General features: G+C 67.7%; 12 protein-coding genes. 1 reads left to right on the top strand and 11 read right to left on the bottom strand.

All coding sequences use genetic code 11. The features are described from left to right. Positions 1-71: 71 nt before the first annotated feature. From ahpF to QPK32_RS06930, 11 genes are all read right to left on the bottom strand, one after another. Positions 72-1,649 (bottom strand): alkyl hydroperoxide reductase subunit F, encoded by a 1,578-nt coding sequence (gene ahpF, locus QPK32_RS06980; RefSeq protein ID WP_290412190.1) that lies wholly within the window; start codon positions 1,647-1,649, stop codon positions 72-74. Between the two features lie 256 nt (positions 1,650-1,905). Next, positions 1,906-2,469 (bottom strand): alkyl hydroperoxide reductase subunit C, encoded by a 564-nt coding sequence (ahpC, locus tag QPK32_RS06975; RefSeq protein ID WP_290412057.1) that lies wholly within the window; start codon positions 2,467-2,469, stop codon positions 1,906-1,908. Positions 2,470-2,636: 167 nt separating this feature from the next. Then, positions 2,637-3,851 (bottom strand): hybrid sensor histidine kinase/response regulator, encoded by a 1,215-nt coding sequence (locus QPK32_RS06970; protein ID WP_290412056.1) that lies wholly within the window; start codon positions 3,849-3,851, stop codon positions 2,637-2,639. Next, complete coding sequence (locus QPK32_RS06965; protein WP_290412055.1) at positions 3,848-4,489, bottom strand: chemotaxis protein CheB; 642 nt, start codon at positions 4,487-4,489, stop codon at positions 3,848-3,850. The genes QPK32_RS06970 and QPK32_RS06965 overlap by 4 nt, the downstream gene beginning before the upstream one ends. Next, positions 4,489-5,280 carry a protein-glutamate O-methyltransferase CheR gene (locus tag QPK32_RS06960; RefSeq protein WP_290412189.1) on the bottom strand — a complete coding sequence of 264 codons (792 nt, stop codon included), beginning with the start codon at positions 5,278-5,280 and terminating at the stop codon, positions 4,489-4,491. Before QPK32_RS06960 ends, QPK32_RS06965 begins: the two co-directional genes overlap by 1 nt. A gap of 40 nt (positions 5,281-5,320) precedes the next feature. After that, a complete protein-coding gene (locus tag QPK32_RS06955) occupies positions 5,321-8,782 on the bottom strand; it encodes a response regulator (protein WP_290412054.1) in 3,462 nt (1,153 codons plus the stop codon). Between the two features lie 113 nt (positions 8,783-8,895). Beyond that, a complete protein-coding gene (locus QPK32_RS06950) occupies positions 8,896-11,493 on the bottom strand; it encodes an excinuclease ABC subunit UvrA (RefSeq protein ID WP_290412053.1) in 2,598 nt (865 codons plus the stop codon). Positions 11,494-11,576: 83 nt separating this feature from the next. Further along, positions 11,577-12,353, bottom strand: a complete 777-nt coding sequence (locus tag QPK32_RS06945) for a PEP-CTERM sorting domain-containing protein (protein WP_290412052.1) — start codon at positions 12,351-12,353, stop codon at positions 11,577-11,579. Between the two features lie 12 nt (positions 12,354-12,365). Then, positions 12,366-13,127, bottom strand: a complete 762-nt coding sequence (locus QPK32_RS06940; RefSeq protein WP_290412051.1) for a PEP-CTERM sorting domain-containing protein — start codon at positions 13,125-13,127, stop codon at positions 12,366-12,368. 140 nt (positions 13,128-13,267) lie between these two features. Beyond that, positions 13,268-14,353 (bottom strand): SDR family oxidoreductase, encoded by a 1,086-nt coding sequence (locus QPK32_RS06935; RefSeq protein ID WP_290412050.1) that lies wholly within the window; start codon positions 14,351-14,353, stop codon positions 13,268-13,270. Between the two features lie 83 nt (positions 14,354-14,436). Beyond that, positions 14,437-15,777, bottom strand: a complete 1,341-nt coding sequence (locus QPK32_RS06930; RefSeq protein ID WP_290412049.1) for a glycosyltransferase — start codon at positions 15,775-15,777, stop codon at positions 14,437-14,439. A 133-nt stretch (positions 15,778-15,910) separates the two neighbouring features. On the opposite strand from QPK32_RS06930, the gene QPK32_RS06925 reads away from it, so the two are divergent. Continuing rightward, the gene (locus QPK32_RS06925) at positions 15,911-16,813 is read left to right on the top strand and encodes a PEP-CTERM sorting domain-containing protein (protein WP_290412048.1); all 903 of its coding nucleotides are present in this window, start codon (positions 15,911-15,913) and stop codon (positions 16,811-16,813) included. Positions 16,814-16,816: the final 3 nt, after the last annotated feature.

Below are 16,816 nucleotides of genomic sequence, written 5' to 3'. Positions count from 1 at the left end.
CTTCCAGAACTTCGATCGAACCGGTCCGGCACGCGCTGCGCGCCGGATCTCGTCGTCCCTGACGCTGGTCCTTATGCCGCTTCGACGGCCACCGGCATGCGGATCAGGTAGTCGAAGGCCGACAGCGCCGCTTTCGCCCCCTCGCCCGCCGCGATCACGATCTGCTTGTACGGCGTGGTGGTCGAGTCGCCCGCGGCGAACACGCCCGGCACGTTGGTGCGGCCATGGGCGTCGACGATGATCTCGCCGAAGCGCGACAGTTCCACGGTCCCTTTCAGGAACTCGGTGTTGGGCACCAGGCCAATCTGCACGAACACGCCGGCCAGCGGCACGTGGTGCTCCTCGCCCGTCAGGCGGTCCTTGAACGCGATGCCGTTCACCTTGCTGCCGTCGCCGGTGATCTCGGTGGTCTGCGCGTTCACGTGGATGGTCACGTTGGACAGGCTTTCCGCCTTCTTGACCAGCACCGCGTCGGCCTTCAGCTGGCTCGAGAACTCCAGCAGCGTCACGTGCTCGACGATACCGGCCAGGTCGATCGCCGCCTCGACGCCCGAGTTGCCGCCGCCGATCACGGCCACGCGCTTGCCCTTGTACAGCGGGCCGTCACAGTGCGGGCAGTAGTTGACGCCGGCGTTTTTATATTCCTGCTCGCCCGGCACGTTGACGTTCCTCCAGCGCGCGCCCGTCGACAGGATCACGGTGCTCGACTTGAGCGAGCCGCCGTTGGCGAAACGCACCTCGACCAGTTCGCCCGGCGCCGACGGCGGGATGATCTGCGCGGCTTCCTGCTGGGTCATCACGTCGACGCCATAGTGGCGCACCTGGGCTTCCAGCGCGGCCGAGAATTTCGGGCCGTCCGTTTCCAGCACCGAGATGTAGTTCTCGATCGACATGGTGTCGTTCACCTGGCCGCCCATGCGCTGGGTGGCGACGCCGGTGCGGATGCCCTTGCGGGCCGCGTACACGGCCGCTGCCGAGCCGGAAGGGCCACCGCCGACGATCAGCACGTCGTACGGATCCTTGGCGTTCAGCTTGGCGGCGTCGCGGGCGCCGGCGCCGGTGTCGAGCTTGGCGACGATCTCTTCGATCATCATGCGGCCCGAGCCGAACAGTTCGTTGTTCAGGAACACCATCGGCACGGCCATCACCTGGCGCTGCTCGACTTCCTTCTGGTAGGCGCCGCCTTCGATGACGGTGGTCTTGACCTTCGGGTTCAGGATCGCCATCAGCGACAGCGCCTGCACCACGTCCGGGCAGTTATGGCAGGTCAGCGACATGTACATCTCGAAGTTGTACTCGCCGTCCAGGGCCTTGATGGAATCGATGACGTCCTGCTCGACCTTCGGCGGGTGGCCGCCGGTCCACAGCAGCGCCAGCACCAGCGAGGTGAACTCGTGGCCCAGCGGCAGGCCGGCGAAGCGCAGGTTCATGTCGGTGCCGGCGCGTTTCAGCGAGAACGACGGCTTGCGCGCATCGTTGCCGTCGGTGCGCAGGGTGATCTTGTCGGCGCGCAGGCTCTGGATGGTCTGCAGCAGTTCGAGCGTCTGCTTGGAAGTTTCGCTGTCGTCCAGCGAAGCGACCAGTTCGAAAGGCTGCTGCACACGCTGCAGGTAGGCGCCCAGTTGGGTCTTCAGGTCGTTGTCAAGCACGCTCATGGTCATTTCCTCGGTCGTATCGTTAAAAGTTTCGGGCAAAGCGGGGCCCCGACGCACCCCAGGTGCATCAATCAAATTAGTAAATCTGGCGCGGCAAAATCGACTAGTTTGATCGCCAGCGTCGTGGCGGGATCAAGCGGCGCAAATCAAGAGATGGTGGCTCGAGCCATGCCCACAAGAGGCGGGCTCGAACCGGTACTGCATTACTGCCTTGCTGCTGCGGGCCGGTTGACCCGCATGGCGATCCGTATCAGATCTTGCCGACCAGGTCCAGCGACGGCTTCAGGGTTTCGGCGCCTTCGCTCCACTTGGCCGGGCACACTTCGCCCGGGTGGGCTGCGACGTACTGGGCAGCCTTGACCTTGCGCATCAGTTCCGATGCGTCGCGGCCGATGCCGTTGTCGTGCACTTCCATCAGCTTGATCTGGCCTTCCGGATTGATGACGAAGGTGCCGCGCAGCGCCATGCCTTCTTCTTCGATCATGACTTCGAAGTTACGGGCCAGGATGCCGGTCGGGTCGCCGATCAGCGGGTAGTTGACCTTCTTGATGGCTTCCGAGGTGTCGTGCCATGCCTTGTGGGCGAAGTGGCTGTCGGTCGACACGCCGTACACTTTCACGCCCATCTTCGCGAACTCCGGCTGGAAAGCAGCCAGGTCTTCCAGTTCGGTCGGGCAGACGAAGGTGAAGTCGGCCGGGTAGAACATCAGGACCGACCAGGTGCCTTTGAAGTCTGCTTCGGTCAGGTCGACGAACTTGCCGTCATGGTAGGCGGTTGCTTTGAACGGTTTGATCGTGCTGTTGATGATGGACATGTTGTCGTTCCTCTTCAGGGGGGTGGTTAAAAAACGTCAGGTGCACACTATAACCCGCGCACCGTTGCTTGTGAAATTAATTGATCAGATTTTCGCGATTGTTTTTAACTATCGACTCTTCGTAGGCAGGGACTATGACGGTCCGATGACGAAAGCTAACTCGTCGTTCAGGCGGAGGCGACCACGGTCGCGACGACTTCCGTGCACGGCAGCGTGAGGCTGAACGTCGCCCCCTCCCCCGGCACGCTGGCGACGGTCAGCGAGCCGCCGTGGGAGGTGGCGAGCTGGCGCGAGATGTACAGGCCCAGGCCCAGGCCCTTCGGTTCGCCGCTGCGGGCGCCGCGCTCGTAGGGTTCGAAGATGCGTTCGAGGAAGTCCGGCGCGATGCCCTTGCCGTGGTCGCGCACGTCGATGCGGGCGTTGCAGCCTTCCTCGTGCACGCTGATCTCGACCTCGCCGCCGCCGCCGTAGCGCAGCGCGTTGGTGATCAGGTTGACCACCACCTGCTCGATGCGGAATTCGTCCCACCACCCTTCCACGGGCGTGTGCGGCAGCACCGTCAGCGTACAGCCGGCGTCGGCCGCCTGCAGCGACAGGTCGTTGACGACGCGTTCCAGCAGCGCCGTCAGCTCGACCTTGCCGGGGCGGATCGACAGCGTGCCGCTCTTCATGCGCGAGACGTCGAGCATGTCGTCGATCAGGCGGATCATGGCCTTGATCTGGCGCTCGTCGCGCTTGATCATGCCGCCCATCTGCTCCGGATTGAACGCGGGCAGGTTGCCGCGCTTGAGCTGCAGGCTGCGCATCTGGGTTTCCAGGAACAGCGTGTTCAGCGGCGTGCGCAACTCGTGCGCCACCAGCGACATGAATTCGTCGCGCATGCGCAGCGAGCGCTGCAGCTCGGCCTGGGTATGGTTCAATTCGCGCACCAGGGTTTCCTGCTCGCGCCGGGCCTGTTCCAGCGCCTCCATCTGGCGCCGCATCTCGCGGCGCTGCTGGTCCAGCGTGACGAACACATTGACCTTGCTGCGCACGGCATCCGGATCGAGCGGCTTGTACAGGAAGTCGACGGCGCCCGTCTCGTAGCCCTTGAAGGCGTAGTTCAGTTCGCGCCCGGCGGCGGAGACGAACACGATCGGGATGTTGCGGGTGCGCGAGGTGGCGCGCATCAGCTCGGCCAGCTCGAAGCCGTCCATGCCCGGCATCTGGACGTCCAGGATCGCCAGCGCGAATTCGTGCTCGAGCAGCAGCGACAGCGCTTCCTCGCCCGAGCCGGCCTGGAACACGAGGCGCTGCTCGTCGCGGATCAGGGCGTCGAGGGCGCGCAGGTTTTCCGGGAGGTCGTCGACGATCAGGAGTTTGCTGGGATCGTGTGCGCTCATGGTCTATTCTCCAACATGGGCAACAAGGCCTGGATGGCGGCCAGCGGCAGGACCAGGTGCGGGTCGCAGCGGCGGATCGCTTCCAGCGGCATGACGGGCACCTGGGCGTCCGCCGGTTCCTGCACGACGGTCAGGCCGCCGCAGGCGCGGATATGCGCCATGCCGTTCGCGCCGTCATGGTTGGCGCCGGTCAGCAGGATGCCGGCCAGGCCCGTGCCGTAGGCTTCGGCGGCCGACTCCATCAGGACGTCGATGGCCGGCCGCGCGAAGTGCACGGGCGGCTCGCAGCTGAGCGAGAAGGTGCGGTCCTGCTCCACCGACAGGTGGTAGCCGGGACCGGCGAAATACACGGTGCCGGGAACGATTTCGTCCTTGTCCACCGCTTCGCGCACGGGGACGGGCAGGCGCTCGTCGAACAGCTCGGCCAGGCGGCTCTCGCGGTCGCCCGGCAGGTGCAGGATGCAGAACACGGGCAGCGCGTAGCCGGCCGGGATGGCCGGCAGCAGCGAGATCAGGGCGTCGACGCCGCCGGCCGAGCCGCCGATCACGACGGCCTCGACGCGGCGGCCGTGCAGGGCTGCCTGCATGGCGGCGCGGTCGACGGGTGCCGGCAGCGGGGTCTGGGCTGCGGGGCTCATCAGGCGCCTACCTTGCGGAACAGTCGCTCGCGCCGCGCCAGCGGCTCGAAGCGCTGGGCATACGTGGAAAAGTCGATGCTTTCCTTGCTGCCCAGTCCGAGGAAGCCGCGGTGGCACAGCGATTCGTGGAACAGCCCGAGAACGCGGTTCTGCAGGCGCCGGTTAAAGTAGATCATCACGTTGCGGCAGCTGATGAAATGGGTCTCGGCAAAGACGCTGTCGGTGGCCAGGCTGTGGTCGGCGAACGTCACGTTCTCCACCAGCGCCCGGTCGAACAGCGCGCCGCCATAGGCCGCCGTGTAGTAGTCGGAAAAGGCGCGCGTGCCGCCCGCCTTCTGGTAATTCTCCGTGTAGCTGCGCATCTTGTCCAGCGGCATGACCCCACGGCGCGCCGCATCCAGCGATTCCGGGTTGATGTCGGTCGCATAGATCAGCGTGCGCTCCAGCAGGCCCTCTTCCTTCAGCAGGATCGCCAGCGAATACACTTCCTCGCCGGTGCTGCAGCCCGCCACCCAGATCTTCAGCGACGGGTAGGTCTTGAGGAAAGGCACGACCTGCTGGCGGATCGCCAGGAAATACTCCGGGTCGCGGAACATCTCCGTCACGGGAATCGTCAGGAACTGCAGCAGCTGCGCGAACGCGCCCGGGTCGTGCATGACGCGGGCCTGCAGCTCGGAGATGGTATCGCACTCCATCGCGCGCAGCGCGGCCAGCACGCGGCGCTTCTGCGACGCCCCCGTATAGTCGCGGAAATCGTAGTTGTACTTCAGGTAGACGGCTTCGACGAGCATCCGCAATTCGATGTCGGTGTCGCTCGGTTGGTGCTTCACTTCAAATACGCTCCAGTGTGGGCATCCATACCCGCAGCAGCGAGTACAGTCGGGCCAGGTCGATCGGCTTGGCCAGGTAGTCGTTGGCGCCGGCGGCCAGGCATTGTTCCTGGTCGTCCTTCATCGCCTTGGCCGTGATCGCGATGATCGGCAGGCGCGTGAAGCGCTTGTCCTGGCGGATGCGGCGGGTGGCCTCGAGTCCGTCCATGCCCGGCATCATCACGTCCATCAGCACCAGGTCGATGGCTTCGTTTTCATCCAGCTTGGCGATCGCTTCGAAACCGTTGCGTCCCACCTCGACCTTGGCCCCGCGCTGCTCCAGCGCACTCGTCAGCGCGAAGACGTTGCGCACGTCGTCGTCGACCAGCAGGATGGTCCGGCCCTCGAACACGCGGTCCCGGCCGCGCACGCTCTTGAGCATGGTCTGGCGCTCCGACGACAGCTTCGATTCGACCTTGTGCAGGAACAGCGTGACTTCGTCCAGCAGGCGCTCCGGCGAACGCGCTCCCTTGATGATAATCGAACGCGAATACTTCAGCAGTTCCGCTTCCTCGTCGCGCGTCAGGTTGCGGCCCGTGTACACGATCACGGGCGGGAACGAGCACAGTTCCTCCATCGACATACGCTGCAGCAACTCGTTGCCCTGCATGTCGGGCAGCTTCAGGTCGATGATCATGCAGTCGAAGATCTCGCTGCGCAGCAGATCCAGCGCTTCCGCGCCGGTGCCGACCGCGGCGATCTCGACGTCGGCGTCGGACACCAGCTGCACCACGCTGTCGCGCTGGCGCTCGTCGTCCTCGACCAGCAGCACGCGCTTGATCTTTTGCGAGGACTTGTCCTTGAGCTTGCGGAACACGTCCTCGAGCTGCTCGCGCGTGGACGGCTTGAGCGCATAGCCGATCGCCCCCAGGTGCAGCGCCTCGCCGCCGTTGTCCTGGCTCGAGACGACGTGCACGGGGATGTGGCGGGTGGCCGGGTCGTCCTTCAGCTGCTGCAGCACCGACAGGCCGGAGTCGTCCGGCAGCCGGATGTCGAGCAGGATCGCGTCCGGGCTCTCGCTGGCGGCCAGTTCCAGGCCCTGGTGCGCCGTCATCGCCACCAGGCAGCGGAATTCCATGTCGTGCGCCAGGCCGTACAGGATGCGCGCGAATTCCGGATCGTCCTCGATGACGAGCACGCTGCGCCGGCCTGCGGCCGGCTGGGCGCGGTCGTCGGCGAAGGTGTGTACCGGCACTTCCTCGACCGGTGCGGGTACCGGCGCGGGGGCCGGCTGGCGGACCGGCGGCGCCGCATGCACGAGCTGCGGCGCCGGCGGGGTGGCCGCCACGGCGCCGTTGCGCGGCAGGCTCAGCGTGAAGGTGCTGCCCTGGCCCGGCGTGCTGGCCACCGACAGCGTGCCGCCCAGCAGCGAGGTCAGGTCGCGCGAGATCGACAGGCCCAGGCCCGTGCCGCCGAAGCGGCGGCTGATGGTGCCGTCGGCCTGGTGGAAGGCGTCGAAGATCTTTTCCTGCTGGTCCGGGGCGATGCCGATGCCGGAGTCGCGCACGGAGAACTGGATCCAGCCGTCCGCGGTGGCGCTGACGGACAGGCCCACGCTGCCCTTGTCCGTGAACTTGATGGCGTTCGACAGCAGGTTCTTGAGGATCTGTTCCAGGCGCTGGCGGTCGCTGTGGATCGCGATCGGCACGTTGGCGTCCACGATCAGCTCGAACACCAGCTCCTTCTGGCGCGCCAGCGGCTCGAACACGCGCGAGATGCCCTCGACCATGCGCCGCAGCGGCAATTCTTCCGGCACCAGTTCCATCTTGCCGGCTTCGACCTTGGAAATGTCGAGGATGTCGTTGATCAGGTTCAGCAGATCGTTGCCGGCCGAATAAATGGTCTGGGCGAAGCGCACCTGCTCCTCGTCAAGGTTGCCGGCGGCATTGTCGGCCAGCAGCTTGGCCAGGATCAGGGAGCTGTTCAAAGGCGTCCTCAGTTCGTGCGACATATTCGCCAGGAACTCGGACTTGTAGCGGCTGGCGCGCTCCAGCTCCAGCGCGCGGTCGCGCAACTGGTCCTGGGCCAGCACCAGGGCGGCATTCTTGGTATCCAGGTGGGCGGCCTGCTCGGCCAGCTGCTCGTTGGTCTGCTCCAGCTCGGCCTGCTGGTTCTCCAGCGCGCTCTGCGATTCTTCCAGCGCGCGCGACTGTTCCTCGAGCTCCTCGTTGGCGGTGCGCAGTTCTTCCTGCTGCACCTGGAGTTCCTCGTTCAGCGCCTGCGCTTCTTCCAGCGCGGCCTGCAGGCGCTGGCGGTACAGCACGGACGCCACGCCGGCGCCCACGCCCTGGGCGATCGCCTCCATGAATTCGATGTCGCGCTCGCGCACGCCGTGCAGGAAGCCGATCTCGATGATGCCCTTGATCTTGCCGAAATTCGAGACGGGCGCGATCAGGAGTTCGCGCGGCGCCGTCTCGCCCAGCGCCGAGACCACCTTGACGTAACCGTCCGGCACATCGCGCAGGGTCATGATGCGGCCCTGGTTGGCGGCCTGCGAGGCCAGCGACTCGGCCGGCTGGATCACCTGCGCATGCTGCGCGTCCGGCGCGAAGCCGTAGGTACCGATGCGGCGCAGCACGCCGTCGTCGCTGCGTACGTACATCGCCGCCACGGCGCCGCTCAGGTAGCGCGTCACGTAATCCAGCACGGCCTGGGCCAGCGGTTCCAGGTCGTTGATGCCCATGGTCTTCGCGGCCAGCTCGGTCTGGCCGGCGCGCAGCCAGTCCTGGTGGCGCAGCTTGGCATTGTGCTGGGCCTCGTGTTCCAGCGTCTCGTTATAGGTGCTGGACAGGTGCATCAGTTCGCGCCGGCCGAACATGGCCAGCGCGCCCGCGACGATCAGGCTGAACAGCAGGAAGGCGGCGACCGACCAGGCGATCACGGCGCGCGAGGACTGGTTGCGCTCTTGTAACAGCCCCTGCTCTTCCAGGATGAAATTGTTGAACTGGCGCCGGACCTCGTCCGTCAGCGTCTTGCCGCGGCCGCTCTTGATCTGGTCGACGAAATCCGCGTTGTTGTTGCGGCGGGCGATCACGTCCTCGGCGAACACCTGCCACTGGGCCTGGGCCGCACGGATGCGCTGAACCCGTTCGACCTGCACCGGATTGTCCTTCACCAGGCCGAACAGGTCGGTCAGGCCGGCCTCCAGCTGCGACTTCGCCGCCTGGTAGGGCTGCAGGAAATCCTGGTCGCCGGACAGCAGGAAGCCGCGCATGCCGGTCTCCATGTCGGCCGACAGCTTGCTGACCTCGTTGGCGCGGCCGATCACGTGCTCCGAGTGCTCGACCCAGCTCAACACGTTGATGAGATAGGCGATGATGCCGACGAAAACCAGGGCGCTCAAGACACCCATTCCCAGCGGCATTGCGACGTTACGGGACAGGATTCGGCGGAATTGGGTGCTGTCGATACTCGTGCCGGTCATGCTTTCTCGAAACTCATGTGAAAAAAATGTCCAAAGTGTAACGCATACGTCAAATCGGGCGCGTTCTTTTGAACAGATTTTTTCGATGAGTATTTACACCCATTCGCCATCCCTCAGCGTTCCAGGGCGGCCTTCAGATAAGGCGCCGTGCGGCTGTTGCGCGTGCGCGCCACCTGCGCCGGCGGTCCCTCGGCCACCACCTTGCCGCCCGCCTCGCCGGCGCCGGGACCGATGTCGATCACCCAGTCGCAGGCGGCAACGACGCGCATCGTGTGCTCGACCATGATGACGGTATTGCCCGCGTCGACTAGGCGCTGCAGCTGCGCCAGCAGGCGGTCCGCATCGAGCGGATGCAGGCCGGTGGTCGGCTCGTCCAATATATAGAGGGCGCCGCCGCGGGTGGCGCGCTGCAGCTCCGTCGCGAGCTTGATGCGCTGCGCTTCGCCGCCGGACAGCTCGGTGGCGCTCTGTCCCAGGCGCAGGTAGCCCAGGCCCACTTCGCGCAATACCTGCAGCGGACGCGCCACGCTTTCCTCGTCGGCGAAGAAGGCGTGCGCCTCGTCCACAGTCATCGCGAGCACCTCGGCGATGTTGCGGCCGTTCCAGGCGATGGCCAGCGTGTCCGGGTTGTAGCGCGCGCCTTCGCAGGTCGGGCATGGCGCGTACACGCTGGGCAGGAACAGCAGCTCGACCATCACGAAGCCCTCGCCCGCGCAGTGCGGGCAACGGCCCTTGGCCACGTTGAACGAGAAGCGGCCCGCATCGTATTTCTTCCTGCGCGCCTGCGGCGTGGCGGCGAACAGCTTGCGCACCTGGTCGAACAGGCCCGTGTAGGTCGCCAGGTTGGAACGGGGCGTGCGGCCGATCGGCTTCTGGTCGACGCGCACCAGGCGCTTGATGCCCTCCATGCCGGCGATGCGGCCCAGCGTGCGCACCTGCTCCTCCGCCTCCAGGCCGGGCCCCTCTTCTCCTTCCGCCTCCTCCTCGGGCGCGGCCTGGCCCAGCGCCTCCGTCACCAAGTCCACCAGCACCTGGCTCACGAGGGTCGACTTGCCGGAGCCGGACACCCCGGTCACGGCCGTCATGACGCCCAGCGGGAACGCGACGTCGAGCTGGTCGAGGTTGTTGCGGGTGACGCCTTCCAGGCGCAGCTGGCCGACGGCTTCGCGCCGCATGTCCAACTGGCGCGCCTGGCCCGGCGCCGCGTCGGGCAGGTCGGGGAACAGGTAGCGCCGGGTATGCGAGCCTTCGACCGTGCGCAGTCCCTCGGGCGGGCCGCTGTACAGGATCCGGCCGCCGCCCTCGCCCGCCTGCGGGCCAACGTCGACGATCCAGTCGGCCTGGCGGATCACGTCGAGCGCGTGCTCGACGACGAACAAGGAGTTGCCGCCCGCCTTCAGGCTGGCCAGCGCGTCGAGCAGCGCCTCGGTATCGGCCGGGTGCAGGCCGGCCGAGGGCTCGTCCAGCACGTACACGACGCCGAACAGGTTCGAGCGCACCTGCGTGGCCAGGCGCAGGCGCTGCAGCTCCCCGGGCGAGAGCGTTGGCGTGCTGCGCTCCAGCGCCAGATAGCCGAGGCCCAGCGCCAGCAGCACCTCAAGGCGCGCGCACAGGTCGGCGGCGATGCGCTGGGTGACGATGGCCTGCTCGGGATGCGCCCCCTTGTCCTTGCCCACCTTGCCAGCGACATAGGGCTTCATCAGTTCCGCCAGCCGCGCGAGCGGCATGCGCGACAGTTCCATGATGTCCATGCCGGCGAAGGTCACGGACAAGGCTTCGCGGCGCAGGCGCTTGCCATGGCACAGCGGGCATTCAGTGCTGACCATGTAGCGCGCCACGCGCTTCTTCATGGCCGCGCTCTCGGTGTTGGCGAAGGTCTGCAGCACGTAGCGCCTTGCGCCCGTGAAGGTGCCCTGGTAGCTGGGCGTTTCCTTGCGCTTCAGCGCGCGCTTCGTCTCCGCCGGCGTCAAACCCGCGTACACGGGCACGGTGGGCGTGTCGTCCGTGTACAGGATCCAGTCGCGGTCCTTCTTCGGCAGGTCGCGCCAGGGCGTGTCGACGTCGTAGCCGAGCGTGACGAGGATGTCGCGCAGGTTCTGGCCGTGCCAGGCCGGCGGCCAGGCCGCGACGGCGCGTTCGCGGATCGTGAGGCTGTCGTCCGGCACCATCGACGCCTCGGTCGCCTCGTAGACGCGGCCCAGGCCCGAGCACTGCGGACAGGCGCCTTCGGCCGTGTTGGGCGAGAACGATTCGGCGTACAGCAGTTCCTGGCCCGGCGGATAGTCGCCGGCGCGCGAGTACAGCATGCGCAGGGAGTTGGACAGCGTGCTGACGCTGCCCACCGACGACCGTGCCGTCGGCGTGCCGCGCTGCTGCTGCAGGGCGACGGCGGGCGGCAGGCCGTCGATGTCGTCGACTTCCGGCACCGGCATCTGGTGGAACAGGCGGCGCGCGTACGGCGACACGGATTCCAGGTAGCGCCGCTGGGCCTCCGCGTACAGCGTGCCGAAGGCGAGCGAGGACTTGCCGGAGCCGGAGACGCCCGTGAACACGACGAGCGCGTCGCGCGGGATGTCGAGGTCGACGTTCTTGAGGTTGTGTTCGCGCGCACCGCGCACGCGCACGTGGCCCGGCAAGCCGGCGCCCGATGTCGACTCCCGATGCGATTTCTGGTGCGGATCCTGGTGCGGATCCTGTTGTTCCCTGCGCATGCGCGTCCTCCGGTTTCATAGCATGAGGCCGTATTGGACCACATTGTGGACGGGCGCTCCGTGCGCCCGTCCACAATGGCGCGCTATGCGCGGCCGCGCCGGTGCCGGCGCGCCAGCGCCAGCAAGCCGATGCCCGCCGCCAGCATGGCCCAGGCCCGAGGCTCGGGTACCGGACTGACCGAGGTCCACGATGCCGTCTCCAGCGTACCTGCGCTCTGGAAATAGGTCAGCAGCGTCGTATCGCCGTCGTTGCCGCCCTGGCCCGGCTGCAGCATCGCGTGGAAGATGGCGCTCGACAGCACCAGCGTCTGTCCGGTATCGAACACGCGGTCGTGACTGAAGTCGAGGTCGTCGATGAACGCGGTGCGCTGGCGCGAAACCGAGTGGATCTCGTTCATCGCCGACAGGCTGGCGCCGTCCGCGCCCGTTCCGCTGGCGCCGACCGTCGCGAGGTCCGGCATGGTCGGGCTGTGCTCGCCGCGCAGGGCCAGCACCAGCCGCGCCTGGGCGTCGTCGATGGTCCAGGCATAGCTGTGCCCTGCCACCGTCACCGCTCCCGTCGCCAGGGCGGCACGCGCGGGATCGCTGCCCAGTTCCCGCCAGTTGTCGGTGTCCGGCCAATTCGACGTCTTGTGCACGAGCAGGCGCGTGTCGACCGAGATCGACAGCGAGAACGCCTGGCCGTCGAGCGTACCGCCGGCCGTGCCGAACAGCCCCAGTTCGTCGACGCCGGCGCCGATGGTGCCGGTGGAAGCGAAGGTGACGATGCCCTGGCCCCAGGCCGGCGCCGCCAGCAGGCCGGCGGCGGCGATGAAGAGGGCGACGGCGGTGGAGATCCATTGGTGCAGGATGCGTTCCATGGTCGTCTCCCGTCAGGCCGCTTGCACGCGGGCGGCGCCGCGCGCGCCGGCGTTCATCCTGCGCCGCGCCAGGCCGACCAGGCCCGCGCCGGCCGCCAGCATGGCCCAGCCGGCCGGCTCCGGCACCGGGCTGGCGCTGGCATGGCTCCACACGACCTGGTCGAGCGAGTCCGCGAACATCTGGGTGGCGGGCGCCGACGAACCGCTGCCGCCAGGGCACGGTCCGCCGCAGGGAATCGACGGCACCACGATCGACATATAGATGCTGCTGTTGCCCGTGAAGTTGCTGAAATCAATCACCTGGGCGAAATCGGTGCCGAACACGAAGCGCGGCGAGCCGGCGTCGGGCGTGACGTCGATGCTGGCCCAGATCCCGTAGCCGTCGAGCACGTTGGTGCCGTTGGCGCCCATGTCGGCGCGGTTGTGGTTGCTCGACAGCGTGGCATAGGCATCGGCGCCGTCGACGATCCAGGAGTAGCTGCCCCATCCCGCCGTCATCGTGCCGGAGGCGATGGCCGGCATGCCGGCCGCGTCCGACAGGCTGTTCTCGCCGCCGATCCAGGTGCGCGTCATGCGCGTCGCGTCCAGCGTGAGCGACAGCGTGAAGTCATGCCCGGCAAGCGCGCCCTCGTTATTGATGAACAGGCCGAGGCCATCGAATCCGGACGAGAATGTGCCGTGCGCCGTCATCGTGACTGTCGTCTGCGCGAGACACTGCCCCGCCGTGCATGCCAAGGCGACGGCGGCTGCCAGCGCCTTCATGGTGTGTTTCATGGCCGTTCCCTCCACACGTGATGAATGGAAGACCACGCTAGCACCGGGCCTGCGAAAAAGTCGCTCAATTGATCGGTCCGCCTGCCGCGCTTTTTTGCTATTGCACACGGCGGCGGATGGCCGCAATCGCGGGATCAGGGTCAGGGAATCAGGCGCTCCGCGCGCAAGGCGGAAAACAGGTCGAAGAAGGAATCCTCGGTCGATTGCCAGGCCGAAAATCCGAGGCGGCGGCTGTTGGCCATGTCCGTCATCACTTCGATGGGACGGCCCAGGTCGAGGTCCGTGTGCCAGGGCGAGACCAGGCGGTCCAGCTCCGGCTCGCGCAGGCCGTGCTTGCGGGCGAGTTCGCGCCACGTGTCGTGGTCGTTCGCCATGATTTTTTCCAGCGGCTGGATGTCGCCGGAATAGCCGGCCGCCTGCACGCCGAACCATGCGGCCAGGCGGCGCCACAGCCAGCTCCAGCGGAAATAATCGCCGTTGGTGATGTTGAAGGCTTCGTCCCTGGCCGCATCGGTATCGGCGGCCCAGCGCAACTGCTTCGCCAGCATGCGCGCATCGGTCACGTCCGACAGGCCGTTCCACTGCGCTTCCGAGCCGGGGAACTGGAACGGGCGCCCCGTTTCCTTGCAGATGGCGGCGTACACGGCCAGCGTGGTGCCCAGGTTCATTGCGTTGCCGACGGCCAGGCCGATGACCGTATGCGGCCGGTGGATGCTCCAGGTGAAGCGGTCGCGCTGGGCGGCGGCATACACCTCGTCTTCCTGCGCGTAGTAAAAATTGTCGAGCGGCAGGCGGGGCTGGGATTCGCGCAGCGGGGTATCGGGCAAGGTGCCGGAACTGGCGTAGGCTTCGAAGGGGCCCAGGTAATGCTTCAGGCCCGTCACCAGCGCCACGTGGCGCAGCGACTTGCGCGGGGCCAGCGCGCCGAGCAGGTTGCGCACCATGCCCGCATTGACGCGGATGTTCTCGGCCTCGCTGTCCTGGCGCATCCAGGTGGTGATGAACACGTGGGTGGGACCGTCCGTGCCGCCGCCGAACGCGGTATCGAAGGCTTGCGCCAGCACGGCCGGGTCCAGCAGGTCGGCCGGGACGGGAATCAGGCCCGGCAGGTCGGTGGGCGGGCGGCGCGCCAGGCCGTACACGGTCCAGCCATGGGCCAGCAGTTCGCGGGCGGTATAACGGCCGCCGATGCCGCTGGCGCCGACGACCAGTGCGCTTCGTTGCATAGGGATCCTCTTTCGGTTGTCGTGGATGGTGTTGCCTCCATTGTCGCGGCAGGTCCGATGCGGCGGCGCGCCATTGCCTGCCGCTATGTCCGGACCAGCGTTTCCAGCTGCGCCGCCATGTCCGCCACGGCATCGCCGCCGCCGAAGCGCGCCCGCACCGCATGGGCCCGTTCGGCAGCGTTCGGATCGAGCAGGCGCGCCAGCGCGACGGCCAGGCGTTCGCCGCTGATGTGTCCACCGAGGCGCGCGGCCGGCAGGCTGTCGCCGGCGCCGAGCGCCGCCACCCGCATCGCGTTGTCGAACTGGTCGTGCGCCAGCGGCACCACGAGCTGGGGCGTGCCCGCGCGCAGCGCCTCGGCCGTCGTGCCGATGCCGCCGTGGTGCGCCAGCAGCGCCAGGTGCGGCAGCAGGCGCCGCAGCGGCACGTACTCCTGCCACAGGATGGATGGCGGCAGGTCGCCCGGCAGCTGGGCACGGTGGGGCGTCAGGAAGATCGCGCGCCGGCCGAGCCGCTCGACGGCCGCGCGCGCGGCGCGGAAGTAGGCGGCGGACTGCGTATTGCCTGTGCCGTGGGTGAAGGCGAGCGGCGCCGGACCGGCCTGCAGGAAGGCCTGCAATTCCGGCGCCAGTGCCGCATCCGGGTTCGGGTCGTAGAGCGGAAAATCGCCGCGCGCGAGCGGCTGCGGCCAGTCCGGCTGCGTGGGCGCGAACCAGGCGGGGAACAGCGTCAGCGACAGGTCGGGCACGGGGAACACGGCATCGGACAGCGTCGTTGCCGGCGCCAGGCCGTGCGCCATGCGCGCCGCGTTCACGTCGGCCAGCGCAACCGGATCGATGAAGGTGCGCATCGCCCAGCGCCACAGCGCGCGGCGCGCGCCCAGCGGCACCCAGGCCGGCACGCGCCATGGGCCGACCAGCAGCGGATCGTGCACGGTGGGCAGGTTCTGCGGCGCCAGGTAGGCGGCGGCGATCTTCAGGCCGGGCCTGAGCGCGCGGCACAGCTCCGCCTCGGGCAGCGCCAGCGGGTGCGCGAGCAGCACGCAGGGTTCGCCGGGCGGCAGCGCCTGCACGAAGGGAACGATGCGCGCCATCGCCGGCCGCGTCGCGCGCCAGACGACGCCGAAGCCGCGCGTCGGGTGCCACAGGTCGGGGTCGTGCAGCACCGCTTCGTCGGCGGGCAGGCCGGTAAAGGGCAGGCTCGTGGGCGCCACGTAGGGCGCGTGCTGCTCGGGCGCGAGGAAGGAAACGCGGTGGCCGCGATCGCGCAGCGCCAGCGCCAGCGCGAGGAAGGGAAACAGGTCGCCGGCCGAGCCGATGGTGACGACGACGAAGCGGGTGGATGGCGGCGGGCTGATGGCGCGTGCTCCATGCGATGCGGGACGCTTCGACTGTACGCGAAAATGCGGTGCGGCGCCGCCTGGCATGCGCAGCGCATTTGGACATGTCGACCGTCTTTACAGTGCGCATGGCGCCGCGCCCTGCCTCACTCCGGACGGCGCCGCTGGCATGGAACTGGCTTGTACCGCAATGCCTTCAACCCACAGGAAAGGACCAGCCATGAGTATCCGTTTGCGCTTCCCCCTCCTCCTCGCCGCACTTGCCGCGTTCGCGCTGCCGGCGGCGGCCACGCCCACGCTGACCAGCCTCGCGGTGAATGCGGACACCAGCCTGACCGACTGTACCTGGACGGCCGACCGTACACGTTGCGCCTGGACGTCCGGGAACATGGCGGTCGGCGCCAAGTCGTTCAGCGCGGCCGGCGTCTCCTCGGCCGCCAGCGGTCCCGCAGGCTACGCCGCGGCCAGCGGCGAGATCGACAGGGCCAGCTGGCTGCCCGCGCTGCATGCCTACACCCGTTCGGATGGCAACTACGCCAGTGCCGGTCCCTATGGCGGCAGCGGACGGGCCGACGCCAACGTCTGGGCAGCCCAGGGCTATCGCTACGTGGGCGCCGCCCCCTTCCTGTTGACGATCACGGCAACGCTGGATTCGGTCTTTTCGCAGCCGGACCGCGACCGGCTGGGCATCCACTCCAGCTTCCAGCTCTCGCTGTTCGACACGGCCGGCTATCGCTTCGGCTATGGCAGCCTGAACGACACGAGCCTGCCGGAGCTGTGCCCCATCCTTCCGAGCGCTTCCGCTCCCGGCTGCGAGCATGCGCCGGCGATCTTCGCCCATGACGGCGACATGCTGCACGACACCGGCGCCATCACGGCGACCATCAGCTACCTGCTGCAGCCCGGCCAGGAATTCTATGTCGGCGCATTCCTGGACGCGAACGCCTGCTGCGGCGCGACCGTCGATTCCAGCCATACGCTCAGGCTCGCGTTCAACGATTATTCGCTACTGGAAAGCCGCGCCGTCGACGGCGCGATAACGGTGCCGGAACCGGGCAGCCTGGCGCTGTTCGCGCTGGCGGCGGGCGCCCTGGTCCACGTGCGCCGGCGCCTGCGCGCTTGAGAG

Source organism: Massilia sp. YIM B02763 (assembly GCF_030412015.1).
Taxonomy (GTDB): domain Bacteria; phylum Pseudomonadota; class Gammaproteobacteria; order Burkholderiales; family Burkholderiaceae_D; genus Telluria.
The sequence above is the reverse complement of the archived record's forward strand: the minus strand, read 5'-3'. Positions and strand labels throughout refer to the sequence as shown.

What these genes read in the sequence shown, in the direction of transcription:
- QPK32_RS06955 (WP_290412054.1), bottom strand. Translation starts at nt 8,782, where the DNA reads ATGACCGGCACGAGTATCGACAGCACCCAATTCCGCCGAATCCTGTCC.
- QPK32_RS06960 (WP_290412189.1), bottom strand. Translation starts at nt 5,280, where the DNA reads ATGCTCGTCGAAGCCGTCTACCTGAAGTACAACTACGATTTCCGCGAC.
- QPK32_RS06925 (WP_290412048.1), top strand. Translation starts at nt 15,911, where the DNA reads ATGAGTATCCGTTTGCGCTTCCCCCTCCTCCTCGCCGCACTTGCCGCG.
- QPK32_RS06930 (WP_290412049.1), bottom strand. Translation starts at nt 15,777, where the DNA reads ATGCCAGGCGGCGCCGCACCGCATTTTCGCGTACAGTCGAAGCGTCCC.
- QPK32_RS06950 (WP_290412053.1), bottom strand. Translation starts at nt 11,493, where the DNA reads ATGCGCAGGGAACAACAGGATCCGCACCAGGATCCGCACCAGAAATCG.
- QPK32_RS06940 (WP_290412051.1), bottom strand. Translation starts at nt 13,127, where the DNA reads ATGAAACACACCATGAAGGCGCTGGCAGCCGCCGTCGCCTTGGCATGC.
- ahpC (WP_290412057.1), bottom strand. Translation starts at nt 2,469, where the DNA reads ATGTCCATCATCAACAGCACGATCAAACCGTTCAAAGCAACCGCCTAC.
- QPK32_RS06935 (WP_290412050.1), bottom strand. Translation starts at nt 14,353, where the DNA reads ATGCAACGAAGCGCACTGGTCGTCGGCGCCAGCGGCATCGGCGGCCGT.
- QPK32_RS06970 (WP_290412056.1), bottom strand. Translation starts at nt 3,851, where the DNA reads ATGAGCGCACACGATCCCAGCAAACTCCTGATCGTCGACGACCTCCCG.
- QPK32_RS06965 (WP_290412055.1), bottom strand. Translation starts at nt 4,489, where the DNA reads ATGAGCCCCGCAGCCCAGACCCCGCTGCCGGCACCCGTCGACCGCGCC.
- QPK32_RS06945 (WP_290412052.1), bottom strand. Translation starts at nt 12,353, where the DNA reads ATGGAACGCATCCTGCACCAATGGATCTCCACCGCCGTCGCCCTCTTC.